Here is a 20,433-nt window from a genome sequence, read left to right on the forward strand (position 1 = left end):
TTTTAAATTCGTACGGTGCGTTAACGTAGTGTAGCGCACCGCCCGCCTAATGCAGCAGCATTTGAGCTAATTAAAAGACTGCATTTGAGCTAAGTAAAAGATTTACCTGGATATGTTAGCTTGCGCTGTCTGTTGGCACTTTGAAAGAATGCGCCGATCGTTTGAGCTAATTGTGCGAATAGAATGCAGGTTTGTTAGCTGAGTATTGATTTCAACTGTTTGAATTTTTCCGGCTGAGATTGCCTTCCCGGACAGTGTATTTCCCTGAATTTTACCAGTGAAGCACGCAAAGTCCGATCGCGGCGCGTAAATTGCACCAACCACCCGATCGTTCTGGCGTTGAAACACGATATAGTTTTGAAGAACTTGGTTGGGCTGTGGCGAATCTCCGTACAGGTAAATACCATCTGGCAAAGCCGCAACATTAGTCTTAGATGGATTTTGTTGTGCTTGAAGCGGTTGTTGCTGAATCCCAACACCAATTAGTGTCAGAGGACAAATAAAGGCTGTTGCCAGTAGTTTCCATTTCTGTTTAATAGATGCAGGTAAAATCATTTACTGCTTCTCCTTGCGCCAGGTCATATAATCATATTAAAACAGTCTTCTCTAGTTAATACCTCACTCAGGTTATAAATTAGCTCTGCTAAAATCTGCCTATTGGTAGAGACTCTAAAGCTGAAGCTTGCGCTTGCTTAGCACCGAAAACTTTATTTGCCATTGTCCTCCAATTACCTGAGCTGATATTGATAAAATTAGAGCGGGCATCGTTTCTAATCCCACCGAATAAAACACCGATTTCCTCACTTCAAATGGAGGCAGATCCTCTAGATATTCATTACCAGGCAGAGCCTGGTAAGGAGAAAAAAACATCTTGAAAACTCTTGTGGAAGAAGCCCGAAAGCCGGTTCAGGAAAATGGTAATCTTCGGTCAGTTCGATCGCACTTTTGCCTATGTTTTGCTAGCCATCCACTTTTGAAGATCATTAATCGTAAAAACTGTTTCAAAGTCCAATCCAACAGAGCGATAAAACTCCGCACCACCTTGCTCTCTGTCAATCAGCGACAACACGCGATCGACTTTATAACCCGCACCTCGCAACCGTTCCACCGCCTGCATCGCCGACTTCCCCGTCGTTACCACATCCTCCAAAACCGCCACATTCGTCCCCTCTGGCAACAGCGGCCCCTCAATATACGCCATTGTCCCGTGTCCCTTCGTCTCCTTCCTGACAATTAGCGCCGGAATCGATCGACCTTCGAGAGCCGAAACCACACTCACCGCAGTTACAATCGGGTCAGCACCCAAAGTCAAACCGCCCACAGCTTCCACATCCGACGACAGCATCGACAACAGCAAACGCCCCGTTGCCAAAGCACCTTCAGCGTGCAGCGTCACCGGTTTGCAGTTAATGTAATAAGAACTTTTCTGCCCCGAAGACAGCACAAAATCGCCTTCGCGATAGGCAAACTCGCACAACAAATCTAGAAGTCGATCGCGCAACACCGTTAAATCCGTAGCATTCATAACTCACACCGTGTAAAAAACACAAATAATCCGTCGATAATCAGTTTATATTGGAATCGGAATTAATTAAGGAGGCCCAAATATATGAGTCAAAAGTTAAAAAGCCTGAGCGGCGCGTTGATTCTCGCTGTCGCCTCTGCCGCAATGGCATCCGTCAAACCAGCTCAAGCACAAACAGAGCGATTTCACCCGATTGCTGACGACTTCAACCGACAATACTTTGAAGCTTCAGGAGACTTTTACCACAACGTCAGCTTGCAAGGTTACTTGGGCGACTATTTAGGCATCGGTTCCCCCAGCGGCGTCGTTGCCTTTCCCGAAAAAGAAATTGAGCGGGATGCTAGTCGCGTCAACGGATTCTACCGCAGAGTAATGCAGCGGCAAGTTTCCAGCGATCCGATTCTCCGCGTCCCAGATGCCGTCAATCCCTTCGATGCCTCAGTCATGGCACTCCCTGCTGCTTGCCAGCTAGGACCTCAACCAAGCGGCTGTTTCCCTACTCCCGCCGGACTCCAAGATCAGTTTACACTTCCAACACAGCAGGAAGGTTCACCGACTGATGCAGGGCCCGTGAGAGGACTTTATCAAGTATCGCCCCCTGGCCAAAATTAATCGATCGACAGTTGCGAGTTTTGAGCCGCGGCGGGTTTACTCTCATCTCGGATTTGTATGAGAGAGAAAGCCTCAACCCGCCCTAAAAACTCATGTTTTGACAATCCTTTCGGTAAACGCGCAACTGACTTTTTTAACTATCGCGGTTATTTTACAGGACTAAATATTATCCAATATTTATGAAACCATGCTGCCGTCAGGCATGATTGTTCCTTTCAAAATAGCTTCGCCCAGATTAGCTCCCGCCAATTTCGCTCCCCTGAGATTTGCCCCGGTCAAATTAGCCCCTCTCAAATCAGCTTTGCCAAGGTTTGCCCACCGTAAATCTGCAGCGATCAACTCCGCAAAACAGAGATTGGCTCTGAAAAGATATGCTCCAGTGAAGTGAGCTTCCCCGAGGTTAGCTTTAGAGAAATTGGCTGCATAGCAATGTGCTTCAATCAATTCGGTTTGAGTGAGATTGGCTTGACTGAGATTAGCAAAATTGAGGTTCGCCCCCATCGCATTAGCTCGAAACATCACCGCACCGATTAAATTCGCATCACCGAAATCGGTTTGTTGTAGATTGGCAGCGGTGAGGTCAGCCCCAATTAAATTAGCATTGGTCAAATCAGCTCCCCTGAGGTCTGCCCCTCGGAGGTTGGTTCCAGTTAAATTAGCTTTAAATAAATTAGTTTCGAGCAGTTGCGCTCCCGAAAGATTTGCTAAACTAAAATTAGATTCGGCGAGGTTTGCCGAAATTAATTTAGCCTTAAACAAATCAGTTTTAAAAAGGTTAGAGCGCCAAAGATGCGCGCCTCTGAGATTTGCTTCGGCGAGGTTAGCTTCGCTGAGATCCGGTTCTATATTTGGGTTGAGACTTCTCCATTCAATCCAAGTAACTGCACCTTTTTTTAACAGCGCTAAATGCTGTGTGTTTGCCATAATTGCATCTCCTTTAACGGCTATTCCTTGCGACCAACAATTGCTGGATTTTCTCGACCCGTCACGTTTTCCACCGCCGCAATTGCTGCCTGGGAACCTGCTATAATATCTCGTTCTGCGCCGCCGAGGTAAAGCCGTCCGAAACTGCCTACAGCCTGAACCTCTAAGATGTTAATAGACGCGCCTTTTTCTGCTTCATTGGCCGCCAGCGCTGCATAGGCCGCCGGTTCTACTTCTAAGACGTAAAGCGTTTGGCCCGCCAGCAGCAACTGTCCGCGGCGGGTGCGGTTGATTAATTGTGTTTGGTGGGGGTCAATGTTGCGAATAATTTGACTGGAAATCACTCGCGGTTTGATACCTTCTTCTCTGCGGAGTCCGATGAATTCTAGAATTGCTTTGCCTGCTGCCCGCGTTTCCCCCTGCTGACTCGAGTGTACTTCCAGAAGGCCGTACAAGCGTTCTACTATCTGCACTCCTGGGCGCACGGACGCTGATTTGAGGGCGACATCGGTAATTCGGTTAATTTCGATACCGGGCGAGATTTCTATCCACAGCGACGCATCCCCCGGCAGTGGCAAGAATCCGGCGGCGACTGTGCCGATGTATGCTGCGTGCTGTGGCTGCAAGTTGTCTAAAAATACGTAGCTGCGTAACTCTATTCCCAAAAGTTTTGATCTCCGTCGATCGAGTTCCAACACTTGTCTGTGCAATATCTGAGTTTACCTTTTTTTGTAAACAACACCTTGTCTGTTGTCGGGAGTGCCGGGGTGCCTCACAACCGAGTGAGGTGTCAGACCCGCGATTTTTAGTGCCGGAGTGCCTCCGCGAGCAATCTTTAATTTTGTGCGCGTGCTAAAAATTTGATATCAATCTGTAGTTATACGTGGAACATAACAGTGTTTACTGCTAGAGGTGGATTTAACTTTAAAAGCCAATCGATATAGTTTTGATAGTTAAAGATTTTTCCCAACAGAGAGCATTTGAATTATGAAACGTTCTGATTTATCCAAAGCAATCGGTGTAGGTATTCTAGCTGCTGGTTTAGCTCTAGCACCAGCTCATCTGCCTGCTTCAGCTCAGACAGATACAACTGGCGGTACAACTAACGGTACTAACAGCACTACAACCACCACAACTCCTCGCTCCGATGTCTACAGTGCTGAGACCGATCGCGATTTTGATTGGGGATGGTTGGGATTGCTAGGCTTGTCGGGTTTGTTGGGTTTGATTCCCCGCAAACGCGAAGAAAATGTCCGGTATACAAATACAACGACCGATCGCGAGCCCGCCGTGCGTAGTGACTACCGCTAAGAATTGAGTCTTAGTGCTGTGGGCATTATGCAGGGACAGGATGTTTTAACCTGTCCGATGAGCGCCAACAATCATAAAAAAACCTCCCTCTGTGGGGTTTTTTTATTGAGATTATGCGCGATCAAACGACGATTAAATTGGTTACATCTGACATATTGCACCATTTTCTTCATGAACAGGCTTTCGGGTCTGTTAATGAAAAAGTGAATTTTCTGGTGTGCCGTTGCTCCTAGCGAGTCAATAAAATGCTGATTGAAAAGGGTGCAATATCTCAGATATAACCGAACTAGAAATTGTTAACTTTTTCCTTTCTTCTTCCCTTTTTCCATCGCGTTCTTTGCGTTTTTGCGGTACTTTAAATAAAGGCTTTTCAGACACAAAAAGACCTTAAAAAATATTTTCGCCAGAACGATCGAGTAAATCGCAAATCGCCTGCACCAACTTCTGCGGGTCTAAAGGCTTAGAAATGTGCCGCTGGAACCCCGCAGCCATGGCCTGCCGATAGTCAATCTCTCCAGCATAAGCGGTGAGGGCGATCGCCGGAACCAGTCCCCCTTTGTCGGGCGCCAGAGCCCGAACCTGTCGCATCAACATATAACCGTCAGTATCGGGCATTCCAATATCGCTCAACAGCAAATCCGGCACAGACTGGGTTAAAACCGCCAAGGCATCGGCGGCGTTAGCAACGGCTGTAACGCTTGCCCCACAATCCTCAAGCAGAAAAACCACCAAATCTAGCGCATCAGCATCATCATCCACCGCTAACACCCTGATACCGCTCAAATCCAAGGATTCTGCGGGCGGCGCAGTTCCAGCAGGACTTGTCTGAGATTGCGCCGGCATCAGAGGTATCCTGACGGTCAAGGTTGTACCTTTTCCTTCGCCGGGACTGTCGGATTTCACCGTGCCGCCGTGGAGTTCGACGAGATGGCGGACGATCGCCAATCCTAAACCCAATCCGCCAAACTTGCGCGTCATCGTGCTGTCAGCTTGCCGGAAGTAGTCGAATACATAGGGCAGAAAATCAGGTTCGATACCTTTTCCAGTATCAGTTACAGTAATTTGGGCCCTCGTGTCCACCCGATCGAGAACGACTTCGATTTTGCCTCCCGGCGGGGTGAACTTAACGGCATTGGACAGCAAATTCCAGACTACCTGCTGAAGTCTGCCCGCATCGCCCAAAACCGAGCCGAGATGCGGTGCAAATTGAGTGCTGATTTGAATCGACTTGACTTGGGCCGCCAGACGCACCGTTTCAATTGCAGCGCCGATGACCCCGGCTAAATCCACAGGTGCAATATTCAAGCTGACCTTGCCTTGCAGAATCCCGGACACGTCGAGCAAATCTTCGATAAGCTGGGTTTGCAGTTTGGCGTTGCGCTCGATCGTCTCTAGGGCATAACGCTGCTTTTCCGGTGTCAGAACATTCGATCGCAGCAGCTTCGTCCAGCCCACAATCGGATTTAAGGGAGTCCGCAATTCGTGGGACAAAACAGCCAAAAATTCGTCTTTGACGCGGTTAGCCTGTTCTGCTTCTTCCCGCGCCTCCTTTTCCCGAGCTAGAAGGCGTTCCCGTTCCGCTTCTGCAAGTTTGCGATCGGTAATGTCGGTGTTTGTGCCACACCAGCGCAGCACCTTGCCTCGATCGTCGCGGATCGCCACGGCGCGGGAGAGAAACCAGCGGTACGATCCGTCTTTGCCGCGCAAGGGGAAAGTATCTTCCCAGAGTTCGCCTGTTTCAATGCAGCGCCTAAATTTTTCGACAACGCGATCGAGGTGTTCCGGGTGGTGCACCTGTTGCCAGCCCCAGCCTAGCATTTCTTCTAGGGTGGTGCCCGTGTAGTCAAACCAGCGCTGGTTAAACCATAAACTCCCGCCAGTGGGATCTGTCATCCATGCCAACTGAGCGATGTTGTCAGCTAGAGCGCGGAACCGAGCCTCGCTTTCGTGCAGCTCGTGCAGGGCTCGCGCGTGCAGGATCACCGTCCAGAGGCGAGCCACCACTTCTTGCATCAGCCAAACTTCATCGGCCCGCCAGTGCCGCACGGCTTGGGATGTCACCAACAAAAGAGCCACCCAGCGCCCTTCCTGAAGGCAGGGAACATCGACCAAAGCGCGAATGTACAGGGCACCGTAGTTATCGAATAAATGTGCTGTATGGGGGTTATTAGCGAGGTCTGAGATGACAAGTGTTTGACCTGCCATAGAAAGAGCTTTCAGTTCTGGCGTCTTAAAGTCTGAGATTTGATAGGTGCCGACGGTGCTGGGAATGTCGGACTGGTGCCAGTCTTGCTGGACAATTGCCCGATCGGCTTCTAGATCGATTTCGTGCCAAATGCAGCGATCGACCTTTAAATACTCTCCCAGACTCTTCATGGCTTCCCACAACATTTCTGTGGGGTTGGAGCCTTGGCGCAAGCGGAGTTCGAGATCCGAGAGAAACTGCTCGTTGAGTTGGGCTTGTTTGCGATCGTGAATATCGGTGTTCGTGCCGATCCACTCGACAACCTGGCCCCCTGCGTCGCGAATTGGCACGGCGCGGGACAAATGCCAGCGTTCCATTTGGTCGGAGGCCCGCCGCAGGCGCAGCTCAACTTGATAAACTTCTCCGGTGATTAGACTTTCTTCCCAGCGGGCCCAAGATTCTGCTAAATCCGAGGGCGGCACCAGGGATTCCCAATTGCTTTGAGCGGCTTCGTCGTAAGACATTCCCAGATATTCCAACCATTTTTGTTGATTGGTAAAACGAATTTCCCCGGCGGAGTCTACGTTCCAAATCAGGTGGGGCAGCGACTCAGCCAGAAAGCGGAAGCGGCGGTCGCTTTCTGCTAAACTTTCTTCGGCTCGTTTGCGATCGTCAATATCAATCCCGATTCCCGCCCATTGCACCACCTCTCCCTTCCTGTCTTTGACGGGCACAAGTCGCGCTAGATGCCAGCGGTAAGTACCATCAAACCTACGCACCCGACACTCAAATTCGTAGGCTTCCCCTGCTTCAATCGCCTGGGTGCGCGTAGCGACAACTGTTGGCAGATCATCAGGATGAAATAATTGCAGCACCGGTGCAGCCAGCGGCAATTCTGCTGGCCTGATGCCCGTGTAGCTTTGCCAGTGTTGGTTGCAAAACTCTAACCTGCCGTCGGCAGTGTTGATCCACATTAATTGCAGGACGCCATCGGCGAGGGTGCGGTAGCGATTTTCGCTTTGCCGGAGTGCTTCTTCTATTTGCCGGCGCTCAGTTTTGTCCTGCATGATTTTCAGGAAACCTTGCACCTCGCCGGCTGCCTCGCGCAGGGGCATCACCAGTCCGCTGCCCCAAAAGTGGCTGCCGTCTTTGCGGACGTGCCAGCGCTCGTTTTTTGCCTTTCCCTGAGTCAGGGCGATGTGCCTTTCTGCTTCCGGCTTTCTAGCAGCAGAGTCTTCTGGGGTGAAGATGATTCGTCCGTCCTGCCCGACGATTTCAGCTTCGGTATAGCCCAGCAATCTCTGGGCGCCTGCGTTCCAACTGGTAACGTGTCCGTCGGTGTCGGTGGTGAAGATGGCGTAGTCTTTGGCGCTGTCGAGAATCAACTGCAGGTGGGTTTCACGATCGCGCAGTGCTGCTTCTGCTTGTTTGCGTTTGGTAATGTCGGTTGTGAAGCCGACAACTGTGGTCACTTCACCTTGCTGATTGCGGATCGAACAGGCGCGTTCCCAAACATTGATCCAGCGCCCGTCTTCGTGCCGGACTCGGTACTCGCTTTCGTAGCGCTCAACACTCAAGAGTTCTGCCGTCTCGGCTTGGATGCGCGCCAAATCGACGGGATGGATGCGTTCTCTCCACCACTCTGGTGTGGTCTGTGCATCCTCTGAGCGGACACCGACGAGCGAGTGCAGCCCCTCGGAACGGTAAACTGAGTTGGCTGCCAAATCCCACTCAAACACAATGCCGTCGATCGCCCTTGTTGCTAATTGGAAACGGTTGTAGCTTTCTTGCAAGGCGAGTTCGGCCATTTTGCGAGCGGTAATTTCCTGTACCACGACATTCATCCCGACTATCTCCCCGCCCGTGTCTTTGAGCGGCCACCAATTCACCAGCCAAGTGCGCACAACACCGGGTTGAGCTTTGGTTTCACCGCTGATTTCACAATTCCGCATCGGTTCTCCGGTTTCGAGAAGGCGGCGGAACACAGCTTCGGCTGTGTCTGCCAAGCCGGGGAATATTTCGCGCACCGTCCGGCCGATGTGCGTTTCCACGGACAAGCCGTTGATTTGGGCTAACCGCTGGTTGAGCCGCACGTACCGCAAATCTGTGTCTAAAACGGCCAAACCCACGGGAGTTGTTTGGTAGAGCGACTCTATCTCTAGAAGTTGACGGCGCACGGTTTGCTCGCTCTGGTGCAGGGCGAGTTCGGCTTTTTTGCGATCGGTAGCATCAAATAATACTCCGATAAACCGCACTGCTTCGCCTGCAGCGTCGTAGAGATAGCGCCCGAACGCGCTCAACCAGCGGATTTCTCCGTTGTCTGCCCGGATGATGCGGTATTCGGGGGAGTAGAGCGATCTCGTTTGCCGAGCTGTTTTGGCTGCTTGCATGACTTGCTTTAAGTCGTCTGGATGGACACACTTTTGCCACACATCCGCGCTTGCTTCGCCGCCCGGTACCGGTTCGCAGCCCAAAATGCTGAAATGGGTCGCCGACCAAATTACTCGATGTGTTCGCACGTCAAAATCCCAGGTTGCCATGCCTGAGCCTTCGATGGCGACGCTCAAACGTTCTTCGCTTTGTTTCAAGGCAATTTCAGTTTGTTTGCGATCGCTGATATCTGTCAGGGAACCTACGGCCCGCACGGGATTGCCTGACTCGTCCCAAATTGCTCGCCCTCTGGCTAAAACCCATTTGTAGCGCCCGTCGGAACAGCGAACGCGGTACTCGCAGCAGTAATGTGATGTTTCTCGATGCAAGTGCTGCTGCCAATTGCTTTGCATTATCTCCAAATCATCGGGATGAATATAGCTCAAAAATTGGCTGAAGTTTTTGACTTCTTCGGGCCCGCGTTCCAAAATCTCTAAACCGCGATCGCTCAGGATCTGGCAATTTGTTTGCAGGTTGCGATCCCAAATCCCGTCGTTGTTGCCCTGCAAGGCTAGCTGCCAGCGTTCTTCGCTTTCTCGCAAAGCTTCTTTGGTTTGATTGGCGCGATCGATTTGTAGGGCGGCAACGGCAAAGTCTGCTAGGGCGATCGCGATCCGCAAGTCTTCGGCATCGAACTGGTCCGAATCGTGAGAGACAATCCATATTGCCCCCAGCGGTTGATTTTCTGCTTGTAGCGGCACAACTAACGCTTCGGCGATCGGCAATTCTAGCTGCTGTAAGTCGGTAAAATATTGTTCGGGAGCGGAGTAAAGCTGGGGAGTTTGGCGATCGAAACCTGCTCCCGACAAACGCAATTTGCGGGGTGTGTTTCTATGTTCTGCTACTTCCCACGCGCCCGCCAATGCCACCCACCGAAATATTTGTTCGGAACTGACATTTTTTTCTAGCAAGCAGACTCCGACACTTCCTGCGCCGCACAAATCTTTAGCGATCGCAACCAGTGTTTTGAGCAGCCTGTGGGGTGAGGTTGCCAATTGTCTAGCCAGCTTTTGCAGCGCTCGGTTTTCTGCTTTTTGATCGTGCGATCGAGGAATGCGGCGGGACAGTTCCTCGGCGATCGGAATATCGGTTAAATTAGTTTGTGGGGTTTGCCAAGCTTCCATCAATTAGTGGTCTCTATGTCTTTCTGTCTGAGCTGGCGAGCGTATATCAGCGCCCTCTTAAAGCATCTGCTATAAATTATAGCATATACCTATAGACAGAATTAGTTATCTATCTTGGTAATTGCTTTTTAGTTTTCAGGCTAGTTGATCGCCTTGGTTGCTTTTACTCTTGTTGCCACCTTATGCACAATTTTATTCCCGAATCGCGATTTTTTCCATATCTAACTTGGACAGAAATTCAGTCTATCCTGGATAAGGAAAATACTGTGATCATTCAGCCGCTAGGTGCGATCGAACAACACGGCCCGCATTTGCCTTTAATTGTAGATGCGGCAATTAGCGCGGCGGTGACAGGCACAGCGCTGGCCAAGTTACAGGCAAATATTCCCGCTTATGCTTTGCCGCCTTTGTACTATGGCAAGTCGAACGAACACTGCCATTTCCCCGGTACAATTATGCTCAGTGCTCAGACACTTTTAGCAGTAATCGGCGAAATTGCTGACAGTATTTATCAGGCTGGATTTCGGAAATTAGTGTTACTCAATGGTCACGGCGGACAGCCGCAGGTGATGGAAATTGCAGCGCGGGACATTCATCAAAAATATCATAATTTTTCGGTTTTTCCGCTGTTTGTGTGGCGGGTTCCGAATGTGGCTGCTGAATTATTGAGCGCGAAAGAGTTGGAGTTTGGGATTCACGCGGGTGATGCAGAAACGAGTTTGATGTTGTCAATTTTGCCGGATCAGGTGAAAATGGAACTTGCTGTTACTGAATATCCGAAAAATTTGCCGATCGACAGTTTGCTGAGTATGGAAGGAAATTTGCCTTTTGCTTGGCTGACGCGAGAGTTAACTGAAAGCGGTGTGTTGGGCGATGCGACGGTGGCAATGAAAGAAAAGGGTTCTCGGATTCTCGAATCTCTCTCGGACGGCTGGGCACAAGTTATTAAAGATGTTTACAAATTTCGACAGCCGGGAAGTTCGGCAACGAGCACTGTACAAGATGTAACGGATGTCAGTCCGATGGAAGAATGAAGAGGGAAGAAGATCGATGTGGAAATGCAGTCACAACAATAGTTGCAGGAATTAAGAACGTTATAACTGTCTTGGCGGTTGCTATAAAAATAAAAAATACAGTCCTGGAGGCATAATCGACCTATGTAGACTGCTTAGGTTGCACCTTACGGCTATTAAGAATTAAAAATCAAAAATTATTCTAATTTGTGTCAAAATGAGTCTAAGAAATTTTTTGAGTTGGAAAACTAACGATGAGTGTAAATTCTAAATTGCAGCGCGCATTTGAGCAAGGTCGCGCCCTGAAAATTATCAGCGGTTTAAATAATTTTGATGCGGCCAACGTTGCGGCTGTCGTCAAAGCAGCGGATCTGGGCGGTGCTTCCTTTGTCGATATTGCTGCCGATCGAGATTTGGTATTGATGGCAAAACAGTTGACAGATTTGCCAATTTGTGTATCGGCTGTGGAACCGGAAAAGTTTGTACCTGCGGTAGAAGCTGGCGCTGATTTGATTGAAATTGGCAACTTTGATGCTTTCTACGCAGTAGGCCGCCGCTTTGAAGCTGAGGAAGTTTTGCAGTTGACTCGCGAAACTCGATCGCTATTTCCGAACATCACTCTTTCGGTGACAGTTCCCCACATTTTGGCACTCGACAAACAAGTGCAATTAGCAATTGAATTAGTCAAAGCTGGCGCTAATATCATCCAAACCGAAGGTGGTACTAGCGCTCAACCAATTCACGCAGGCACCTTGGGATTAATTGAAAAAGCAGCGCCTACTTTGGCCGCAGCCTTTGAAATTTCCCGCGCCGTATCAGTCCCCGTACTCTGCGCTTCTGGTATTTCCAGCGTCACCGCACCCCTCGCTATTGGAGCAGGTGCTGCGGGTATTGGTGTCGGTTCTGCTGTCAGCCAACTTAATAGCGAAGTGGCGATGATTGCGGCTGTTCGCAGTTTGGTTGAAGCTTTGGCTTTGGTTTCGCGATCGCACTTGCCAGTTTCCATTTAATTAAGAAGGAAGAAGGAAGAAGGAAGAAGGAAGAAGGAAGAAGGAAGTTCGGCAACGAGCAATGTACGGGATGTAACGGATGTCAGGAAGAAGGGAGAAGGAATATTTTTCCCCTTCTCCTACTCTCCCCTTCTCCCCTTCTCCCACTCTTCCCATCTTCCCCTTCCCCACTTTTGCACTTTTTCTTAATAATTGATAAACCACACGGCATAATCATCTAATAACTGATTGTTTCGGGAGATTACATCAACTGATTCTAACTCAGATAAAGGTAACATAAACTTTTGGCGATCGCCGATGCGCTGCACTTCCACAAATATACCTTCTTCCTGAATCACAAAATCATCTAACCGAGTAATTGTGAATGTATCAGTATAAGAAGGCTGAGTTTTTTTGAGTTTTGCATATTCTTTTGTGCTGCCATAACCCATTGTATATTCTTCTTCCCACTCAAACTCTTCTATGCCGGTAACATGGCACGGAAGTTGAATATTTTGCTTGATGTAATCTAGGTATTTGAGTGAATTTTTCAGATTACAATCAATGTTTTTAGAACCCAAAATTTTACTAATTTTAGTTTCAAATTGTTTGGTATTAAAGGCGAGATTTTTGTCGCTATTTGCTAACATTTGTGGATCGAACCCCGATCTCAATTCGGTTACTTCCGCCAGCAGCCGCTGAAAGTCGTTGATCGGTTTCGGTCTTCTACCTGCTACAATGGTTTCATCAAGCTGAACTGGAGGAAGTTCGGATTGTGAAAGAAGGGATTGGCTTTGATCGGCGCGATCGTCCACTTTAGACTTGTTAACTTTAGACTTGTTAAGTTTAGGCTGGTTAACTTTAGACTTGGTAAATTTAGGCATCGCTCGGTCTCGCTGGCTCGGTTTATCAATAAAGTATATCTTGACAGAAGTACATTCGTGTCTGATAGGAGGAAGGTGTAATGCAACTACTGAAATCGCCTGATGAATTACCAGTCTATCAAGGACAATTCGGCGAGTTTACGATTACTCAAAAAGATCGCACGGGAGTTTTGATTTACCGCGCTGGATTGGGGATGGCGGCGCTGTGTTTTGCGATCGGCACTACTCTGGTGTTGCAACAGGGCGACAACCCGATTGCAATCCAAGCTGTAACGCCTGTTTTTGCTTGTTTCTGGATAGCTTTAGGCGTCAGCTTAGCCACTATTCACATTTACATGATTGCGCTGCACCGAACACTACAGGTGTTTTGGGCGATCGGCGGCGCGGCAGCATTGTTTGTCGCCCTACAAAGCAGCCAACCTCTAGCTTTAGCAGTGTACGAACATCCAGCCACGTTGTGGGGAATTGGCTTTACTTTTGCCGCATTAAATGGAATTTATTTTAAGGAAGCATTCTGTTTTAATCGCCTCGAAACTAAGTTTTTGACTCCTGGAGTTCCTCTCTTAATTTTAGGACATATTTTTGGCTTTTTGTCAGCCGAAAATGAACAATTTTTGCTGGCAGTTTGGGCGGCTTTGTTTATCATCTTTGCTGTACGCAAGTTTTTTCAACCGATGCCGCAGGATATCGGGGATAAAAGCGTTTTTGAGTATCTGAAACACCAATAATTTGGGAATGGGGCATGGGGCATGGGGCATTGGGCATGGGGAAATTTTATCACTTTCCTACTATTTCCCTCTTCCCCAGTCTCGCCGAATCTGCCTCCATACCCGAAAACATCTAGATCCAGTTAAAATGAGAATTCGTCTAATCCGTCGTCGAGAAATGTGGGTAATTACCAGGGAAGGTTGGGTAATTGCAAGCACGGGATTAATAATTTTAATGCTCTTAATTCTCACAAAAATCCATCCGTTTTTGGCGGTAAATGCGCCGATTAAAGCAGATATATTGGTTGTCGAAGGCTGGTTGCCCGATTATGCGATCGAAAGTGCGATCTCCGAATTCAAAAAAGGCGACTACCGCCAATTAATTACCACAGGAGTTCCTTTAAATAAAGGTTACTATCTCGCTGAATATAAAAATTATGCGGAACTGACGGCAGCGACTTGTATTGCGCTAGGATTTGATAAAAACAAATTAGTAGCAGTACCAGCAGCGAGTGTTGTGAAACACCGCACTGCTGCTTCTGCGATCGCACTTCGGGATTGGCTGGCTGCTTCCCCCCTAAAAGTTGACTCAATTAATCTTTATTCTTTTGGCCCTCACGCGCGCCGAAGTTGGATTGTTTTCAAAGAAGTTCTGAATCCTGCCATTAAAGTCGGGATTATAGCGGCGGAACCGCAAGATTACAATCCCCAAGAATGGTGGAAATCGAGCGAAGGTTTTCGGATTGTGATCGGAGAAATTATTGCTTATATTTACGCCCGTTTTGTAGATTGGAAAACCTAGCCAGTAATTGTCAACCTCTCTCTTAATTCCCTTCGCGTTCTTAGTGCCTTCCCGGTCAGTAAAAAAATATTTATATAACACTTGTAAATCTGTGAAAAGAGAGGACAAGTCAGTGCCGTTTCCTACCATAATTAAACCAAAAATGATAAAATCATTCTCAGATAAGTTGAGGGAAACTCGTTGTTAGAAGAACGCGCATACTGGTTAGCATGGTCACAAATTAACGGTGTCGGGCCGATTTTGTTGCAAAGATTGCACCAAAATTTCAATAGTTTGGCGGAAGCTTGGACGGCAAAACCAGTAGATTTAATGCGAATTGAAGGGTTCGGGAAGCAGATAATTGAAACCATTGTGCAAGAACGAACTAAACTCAATCCCGAAGAATTTATCGAAAAACATATTATAAAAAATCCCTGTTTTTGGACGCCCGCAGATCCAGATTATCCCCGTTTATTATTGGAAATTCCCAATCCGCCACCAGTGTTGTATTATCGCGGTTTAGTTGATATAAAAGAGAATCAAGGAATTACGCCGACGGTGGCAATGGTTGGCACTCGCAGCCCTTCGGAATACGGCAGAAGGTGGGCTCGCAAAATTAGTACGGCTTTGGCTAGAAACGGTTTTACTGTGGTTTCGGGATTGGCTGCGGGCATTGATACAGAGTCTCATACAGGCTGTTTGGAGGCGGGAGGAAGGACTTTTGCAGTGGTGGGGACGGGAGTAGATATTGTATATCCTAAACAAAATGAGAGGTTGTACGATCGCATTTTGCAGCAGGGATTGGTAATTAGTAAATATCCCGCAGGCACTCAACCGAATAAAACTAATTTTCCGCGCCGAAATCGCATAATTGCTGGCTTAAGCCGCGCTACAATCGTGATAGAAGCTCCGCATAAATCGGGTGCTTTAATTACTGCTTATCAAGCGAATGATTTTTGCCGCGATGTGTATGTTTTGACGGGCAGATTGGATGATGAGCGTTCTTTTGGTTGTTTGGAATTGCTGAGTAAAGGTGCTCATCCGATTCTGCCGAATAGCGATCGACTGTTAAGCGAAGACAGGTTGTTGGAAATGCTCGGAGCTATGCCAAAATTGGATAGAGCCGAGCAGTTGTCGCTGTTTCCCCCAAATGCGACGGTTGAGAAGCAAGGGCCGCCGTTGGAGCCGGAATTGGCTAAGGTGTTAAGTGCGATCGTATCAGGGCCGAGTTCTTTTGATGTAATTGTAGAAGCAGCGGGATTAGAAGCCGGAAGAGTTTCGAGTATACTTTTGCAGTTGGAATTGTTGGGATTAGTTTCGCAGTTACCGGGAATGCGATATCAGCGGTGCTGAGGTGAAAAAAAACTGGGCGTTTGAAACCGCGCCTACCCAGACAAAACCCGCCTGCGCGGATTGAAGATTATTCGGCGGTTTCAACCGCCGAGTGAATATGGCCAGAGGATAAGGGATTGCTCCCCTGGCGCATTCAATCTCAGAGCAATCCGAAATTAACCGCACTAATATTGCTAGCAGAAACACCGCCCAGAGAAGCTAAAATCTCCCCTGTTTGAGCCAACCGGATTAAAGTTGCACCGCTATCTTGAGCAATCGCCAATTGCGAGAAACTCAACCTGTTACCCAATACTAACAAATCTTTACCGACTTCAAAATCAGTAATAGTATCAGTACCGGAATTGGTATAGAGTAAGAACTTATCTACTCCCATTCCTCCTATCAAACTATCAATTCCCAAACCGCCATTGAGTAAATCATCTCCCTTACCTCCGTAAAGAATATCATTACCATCATCGCCATTCACAATGTCAGCACCGCGGTTGCCAAATAAGACATCATCACCGCTACTTCCCAGGATTGTATCGCTACCTTTGCCACCGAAAACAGTGTCATTTCCCAGACTTCCATCGAGGGAATCATTGCCCCTCATCCCCATCAAGACATTATTCGCGCTGTCGCCCGTCAGGATATCGTCGCCATTCGTACCAAGAATTGCATTGGGAGAATTGCTGCCCAAATCTGCATCGCCGCTGACAACAGGAGTCGCAATCCCAACAGGCAATATGACAGCTTCAATTCTGCTATCTAAAGCAGTACCTGTATTGTCAGCAACTAGCTGGGAAATTGGTTTATTTCCCGTACCAACTTCTTTGAAGTCTTGAGTTGTTGGGCCCAAGGCTACTTGTTGGAGGCGGGCAAGTGATTCAGGAATTGATGTTGCTGTTGGGTTGGAGACAGCGATATCAATGCGCTGATTGGCTGTTGCCATTACTGTCGCGGATTGTGATGTAATTTGGGTGACTTGTTGACTGTTGAAGCTGGGGTCAATCTGCAGGATTTTAGCAGCGGATTGCTGAATTATTGGTTCTAAGGCTGCTGGGTTGCTGAGATTTAAGACTGTACCAGATTGAATTTGATTGGTAATTGAACTGACAACAGCCTTGACAATATCGGTATTGACTGCACTGGATGCACCGTCAATCAAAGCGCTGGTTTGAGTGATGAAGTTTTGGACTTTCACCATTGCGGATAAGACTTCGACTCCGCCTGGTATGTTGTTGTTGGTGGCTTCTATTGGATCGAAGCTAGTTAAGTCAACATCAGCGGTGAGAGAAAGGGCTGCTTTGACTAAAGATTGTGCTGATTCTGGTTCAATTCCTTTGTCGATTAAGTCGGCGATTAAGCTGGTTAGGAGGGTGACGACACTCGCATCTGGCGGTGCGGTGACTGGTGTTTCTAGGGGTAAGCCGGTGGCGGTGTCAGTGCCTCCAATTGCAACTAGATTGCCTTCTGAGGGGTCGATTTCTCCGTTTTTGTTGGTGTCGAAAATCTCGAAGGGGATGTTGAGATTGAAATTACCGTTGCTGTTAGTAGTAGTTGATGGTTCATTGGTATCTTTGATGCCGTTTTTGTTGGCGTCTAGGAAGAGGGTTGCACCGGAGATGTAGCCGTCAATCACTACGCCGGTGCAACTAAATGTCAGCAACATACCCTGAAATGGACGTGTAAGGTCATTGTCGCTGACACTAAGACCCGCCCTGTCTGTTGCTGTTAACTTGATTGTTAACTGCTGCAGTTTAGGACTTGTGCCGCTGAGTGTGCGGGTATCTGGGTTGAAAGTGAGCCAACTTGGCAAGGGACTGCCGTCCATCAGAGTTGCTGTGTAGGTCAGTTGGTCGCCCGGATCGGGGTCAGTGAACGTATTTTCTGGGAAGGTGTACTCGAACGTTGATGAACTGCTTGACTTGATGTACTGGTAATGCCACGGGGTTGTAGTCGGGCCGTAGTTGAGGACAGGAGGGTTGTTGGCAACTGTAGTAAAACTCCCTTCTTCGGCAAAGGGTGAACCTGCCCAAGCAGTGTCGATCGCCTGTACGCTCCAGTAATATGTCTTATCTGGAGACAAATCTTTGAGCTGCCACTGGGTGTTTTGATTGGCATTACCTAGCCCTACAACTTGCCGAGTTCCGTCATTGAGAGACATCGGGGCGAGAATGTCACTGCCCCCTGGTGTGGTGCCAACTCGCAGGTTGTAGCTTAAACCATCGGCAGGAGTTTGAGCATCAGTTGCTTTGTTCCAGTTGAAAGTGACATTTCGGCCAGAAGGCTCAGCCGAAAGCCCTGTGGGTGCAGTGGGAGGAGTGTTCGCGATCGCAGTATTGTTGCGGTACACTTGGTTGCCCAGCAAAATATCCAATTTGCCGTCACTGTCGTAGTCTCCCCAATATCCCTGAGCGTCACCAGTCACTCCTGCACTGGTATCTTCGCTAAAGCCACTACCAGTGTTGCGGTAAACTTTGCTGTCTAGCAAGATATCGAATTTGCCGTCGTTGTCGTAGTCTCCCCAAGCTGCGGAACTACCACCGGGCAAGGCGGCAGTCGTGTCTTCGCTAAAGCCACTGCCTGTGTTCCGGTACACTTTAGTGATGTTGCCAGAATCTGAATTACCCGCTAGCAAGATATCCAAATCGCCATCATTGTCATAGTCTCCCCAAGCAGCCGAACCATTAGAAACACCGGGCAAGGCGGCAGTCGTGTCTTCGCTAAAGCCGCTGCCAGTATTGCCAAACACCTTGGTTATTTTGCCTGAAAGACTATCGCCCGTTAGCAGGATATCGAGTTTGCCGTCCTTGTTAAAGTCACCCCATGCTGCTGAACCGTTGAGAACACCCGGGAGTTGGGCAGTAATATCTGGCGTAAAAACAATATCGCTCTTCCCAGTATTGCGGTACAGTAAGCTTGCGTTTTCCAGCGTACTAAACGTACCGTCTGCATTTTCATTCGTGATACTTTGTTGGGTGGCATTCAGGAGATCCTGTTTGCCGTCATTGTTGTAGTCTCCCCATGCTGGGAAACTACTATTATTGGGACTTATGTACTCGATCGTCGATCCATTCCAGCCATCGCCATTGTGGCCGAACAATTTGAGACTGGATGTTATTCCGTATTTGCCTCCGTTTGTTTGCAAGAGAAAATCTAGCTGGCTGTCGTTGTTGTAATCTCCCCAAGATGCGGCAGAAGCTAACTCCAAATTTGCGTAGCCGCTTTCAGCGGTAAAGGTACTGCCACTATTGCGGTACAGCCAAGTACCAGTGAAGTCAAAAGAGCTACCGAAGCTGCTAAGTGGCTCAGGGCGGCCCGACGCTATAAAATCCAGGTTCCCATCACCGCTGTAGTCTCCCCAAGCGCTAATCGCTCCGCCGTTGAAATCATTGGAGATTTCCGTATTGATTTTGTTGAAAGTGTAACTGCGTTCGAGGTTAGTCACGCTGACATCTTGAGGATCGAGACCTGAGTACACAAAATTTGGAAAAAAGCCGCCACTGTCAGCAAGGTCGCTGCTTATAGCGGGGTCGAGGATTATTTTGTAGGGACGATCGCCATCAGATTGATTATCGTTAATACCCTTGACTGTGACAGTCTGAGCTATATCCCAATTATCAGGAGTGAACTTCAGCGTCGATACAGAAACAGTTCCTTCTGCCGTGTTGTCACTCCTTACTGGGATGACAACATCAGCCATAGGTTGCTGAGTCAACACAACACTGAAATTAGCAGTGTCGCCTGCTTCTGTTGTAATCAACTGGTTTGTTGGCCCAACGACTATCTGAGGATATTGATTGTAGGGATAGTCGGCATAAACGAACATATTAGTGAGACTGACATCAGAGGCATCTAGACCTGAGTATTTGCTGTCAGTGCTGATCGCAGGGGCGGTAACGATCGTATAAGGTCGGTTAGCAGCCATGCTGAAAGTACCCTCAGCGCCTGTTACCGTAACTTCTTGGGGAATATTCCAGTTGTCAGGTGTAAAGGTAACTCCTGAAGTGGAGAGACTACCTTCTGTTGGATTTTGAGGAGAAACATTCAAACCGATCAAAACTTCGCCCGTCGGCGGGCTATTAAGTGCGAGGGTAAATTTGGCTTTGCCACCTGTTTTAGTGGTGATTAATCCGTTGGTGGGGGAGACGGTGATGCCTGGGTTAGCAGCAGTGCCAGAATCCAAATCTGAAGAACTGTCACCAGATTGGGGTTGCTCGTTAGATGGCGGTATGGTGTTACCCCTGTTAACAACAGTCGCATCCGGTGCATTGAGGCCGTTGTAGTTACTATCCGCACTGACAGCAGGGGCAGTCACAATCTGATAAGTCTTATCGAAATCAAATACTCGATCGTTGACACCCGTTACTGTAATAGTCTGCGGTTGATTCCAATTAGCAGAATTGAAGGTAATTGATTCTGTCGAAATTACTCCCTCTGCTTCATTGCTGCTACGCAGATCAATTTTCACATCAGCAGTAGGTGCGCTGTTGAGTTTGATGGTGAATTGGTCGGTGTCACCTGCTTCTGTAGTTACTAATCCCGATGCCGGACTAATAACAATGCCAGGACTTCCAAGTATTGGTTGTGCCACAGTGCCACCACCGTCTAGT

At 48.3% G+C, this 20,433-nt stretch carries 14 protein-coding genes; 7 read left to right on the forward strand and 7 right to left on the reverse strand.

The annotated features are described in order from the left end of the window. Positions 1–102 precede the first annotated feature (102 nt). Positions 103–555: a hypothetical protein gene (locus QUA27_RS07590; RefSeq protein ID WP_333067270.1), complete on the reverse strand. Its 453-nt coding sequence runs from the start codon at positions 553–555 to the stop codon at positions 103–105. Between the two features lie 394 nt (positions 556–949). Further along, positions 950–1,525 carry an orotate phosphoribosyltransferase gene (gene pyrE, locus QUA27_RS07595; protein WP_333067271.1) on the reverse strand — a complete coding sequence of 192 codons (576 nt, stop codon included), beginning with the start codon at positions 1,523–1,525 and terminating at the stop codon, positions 950–952. An 84-nt stretch (positions 1,526–1,609) separates the two neighbouring features. On the opposite strand from pyrE, the gene QUA27_RS07600 reads away from it, so the two are divergent. Further along, positions 1,610–2,137, forward strand: coding sequence for a hypothetical protein (locus QUA27_RS07600; RefSeq protein ID WP_333042583.1), 528 nt, complete (start codon positions 1,610–1,612; stop codon positions 2,135–2,137). Positions 2,138–2,314: 177 nt separating this feature from the next. Here the strand turns inward: QUA27_RS07600 and QUA27_RS07605 are convergent, their stop codons facing one another. Beyond that, positions 2,315–3,061 carry a pentapeptide repeat-containing protein gene (locus QUA27_RS07605; RefSeq protein WP_333067273.1) on the reverse strand — a complete coding sequence of 249 codons (747 nt, stop codon included), beginning with the start codon at positions 3,059–3,061 and terminating at the stop codon, positions 2,315–2,317. Between the two features lie 20 nt (positions 3,062–3,081). Further along, the gene (gene ccmP / locus QUA27_RS07610; protein ID WP_190661578.1) at positions 3,082–3,726 is read right to left on the reverse strand and encodes a beta-carboxysome protein CcmP; all 645 of its coding nucleotides are present in this window, start codon (positions 3,724–3,726) and stop codon (positions 3,082–3,084) included. Positions 3,727–4,048: 322 nt separating this feature from the next. Between ccmP and QUA27_RS07615 the strand changes: the two genes are divergently transcribed. Then, complete coding sequence (locus tag QUA27_RS07615) at positions 4,049–4,372, forward strand: WGxxGxxG family protein (protein ID WP_333067274.1); 324 nt, start codon at positions 4,049–4,051, stop codon at positions 4,370–4,372. Between the two features lie 387 nt (positions 4,373–4,759). On the opposite strand, the gene QUA27_RS07620 is transcribed toward QUA27_RS07615, so the two are convergent. Further along, positions 4,760–10,111 (reverse strand): PAS domain S-box protein, encoded by a 5,352-nt coding sequence (locus QUA27_RS07620; protein ID WP_333067276.1) that lies wholly within the window; start codon positions 10,109–10,111, stop codon positions 4,760–4,762. A 182-nt stretch (positions 10,112–10,293) separates the two neighbouring features. On the opposite strand from QUA27_RS07620, the gene QUA27_RS07625 reads away from it, so the two are divergent. Both QUA27_RS07625 and QUA27_RS07630 read left to right on the forward strand, forming a co-directional pair. Continuing rightward, the gene (locus QUA27_RS07625) at positions 10,294–11,145 is read left to right on the forward strand and encodes a creatininase family protein (protein ID WP_333067278.1); all 852 of its coding nucleotides are present in this window, start codon (positions 10,294–10,296) and stop codon (positions 11,143–11,145) included. A gap of 233 nt (positions 11,146–11,378) precedes the next feature. Next, a complete protein-coding gene (locus tag QUA27_RS07630; protein ID WP_333067280.1) occupies positions 11,379–12,134 on the forward strand; it encodes a DUF561 domain-containing protein in 756 nt (251 codons plus the stop codon). 185 nt (positions 12,135–12,319) lie between these two features. On the opposite strand, the gene QUA27_RS07635 is transcribed toward QUA27_RS07630, so the two are convergent. Then, a complete protein-coding gene (locus tag QUA27_RS07635) occupies positions 12,320–12,997 on the reverse strand; it encodes a calcium-binding protein (protein WP_333067282.1) in 678 nt (225 codons plus the stop codon). Between the two features lie 80 nt (positions 12,998–13,077). Between QUA27_RS07635 and QUA27_RS07640 the strand changes: the two genes are divergently transcribed. The 3 genes from QUA27_RS07640 to dprA all read left to right on the forward strand — a co-directional run bounded on the left by QUA27_RS07640 (position 13,078) and on the right by dprA (position 15,838). Then, positions 13,078–13,725: a DUF2301 domain-containing membrane protein gene (locus QUA27_RS07640; protein ID WP_333067283.1), complete on the forward strand. Its 648-nt coding sequence runs from the start codon at positions 13,078–13,080 to the stop codon at positions 13,723–13,725. Between the two features lie 127 nt (positions 13,726–13,852). Beyond that, on the forward strand, positions 13,853–14,506 hold the full coding sequence (locus QUA27_RS07645) for a YdcF family protein (RefSeq protein WP_333067284.1): 654 nt from the start codon (positions 13,853–13,855) through the stop codon (positions 14,504–14,506). Positions 14,507–14,686: 180 nt separating this feature from the next. Next, positions 14,687–15,838: a DNA-processing protein DprA gene (gene dprA / locus QUA27_RS07650; RefSeq protein WP_333067285.1), complete on the forward strand. Its 1,152-nt coding sequence runs from the start codon at positions 14,687–14,689 to the stop codon at positions 15,836–15,838. 139 nt (positions 15,839–15,977) lie between these two features. On the opposite strand, the gene QUA27_RS07655 is transcribed toward dprA, so the two are convergent. Continuing rightward, a complete protein-coding gene (locus QUA27_RS07655; RefSeq protein ID WP_333067286.1) occupies positions 15,978–20,414 on the reverse strand; it encodes an FG-GAP-like repeat-containing protein in 4,437 nt (1,478 codons plus the stop codon). Between the last annotated feature and the right edge of the window lie 19 nt (positions 20,415–20,433).

Origin of the sequence: Microcoleus harperi Pol14_C6, from assembly GCF_036701295.1 — a bacterium.
Classification (GTDB): Bacteria; Cyanobacteriota; Cyanobacteriia; order Cyanobacteriales; family Microcoleaceae; genus Microcoleus.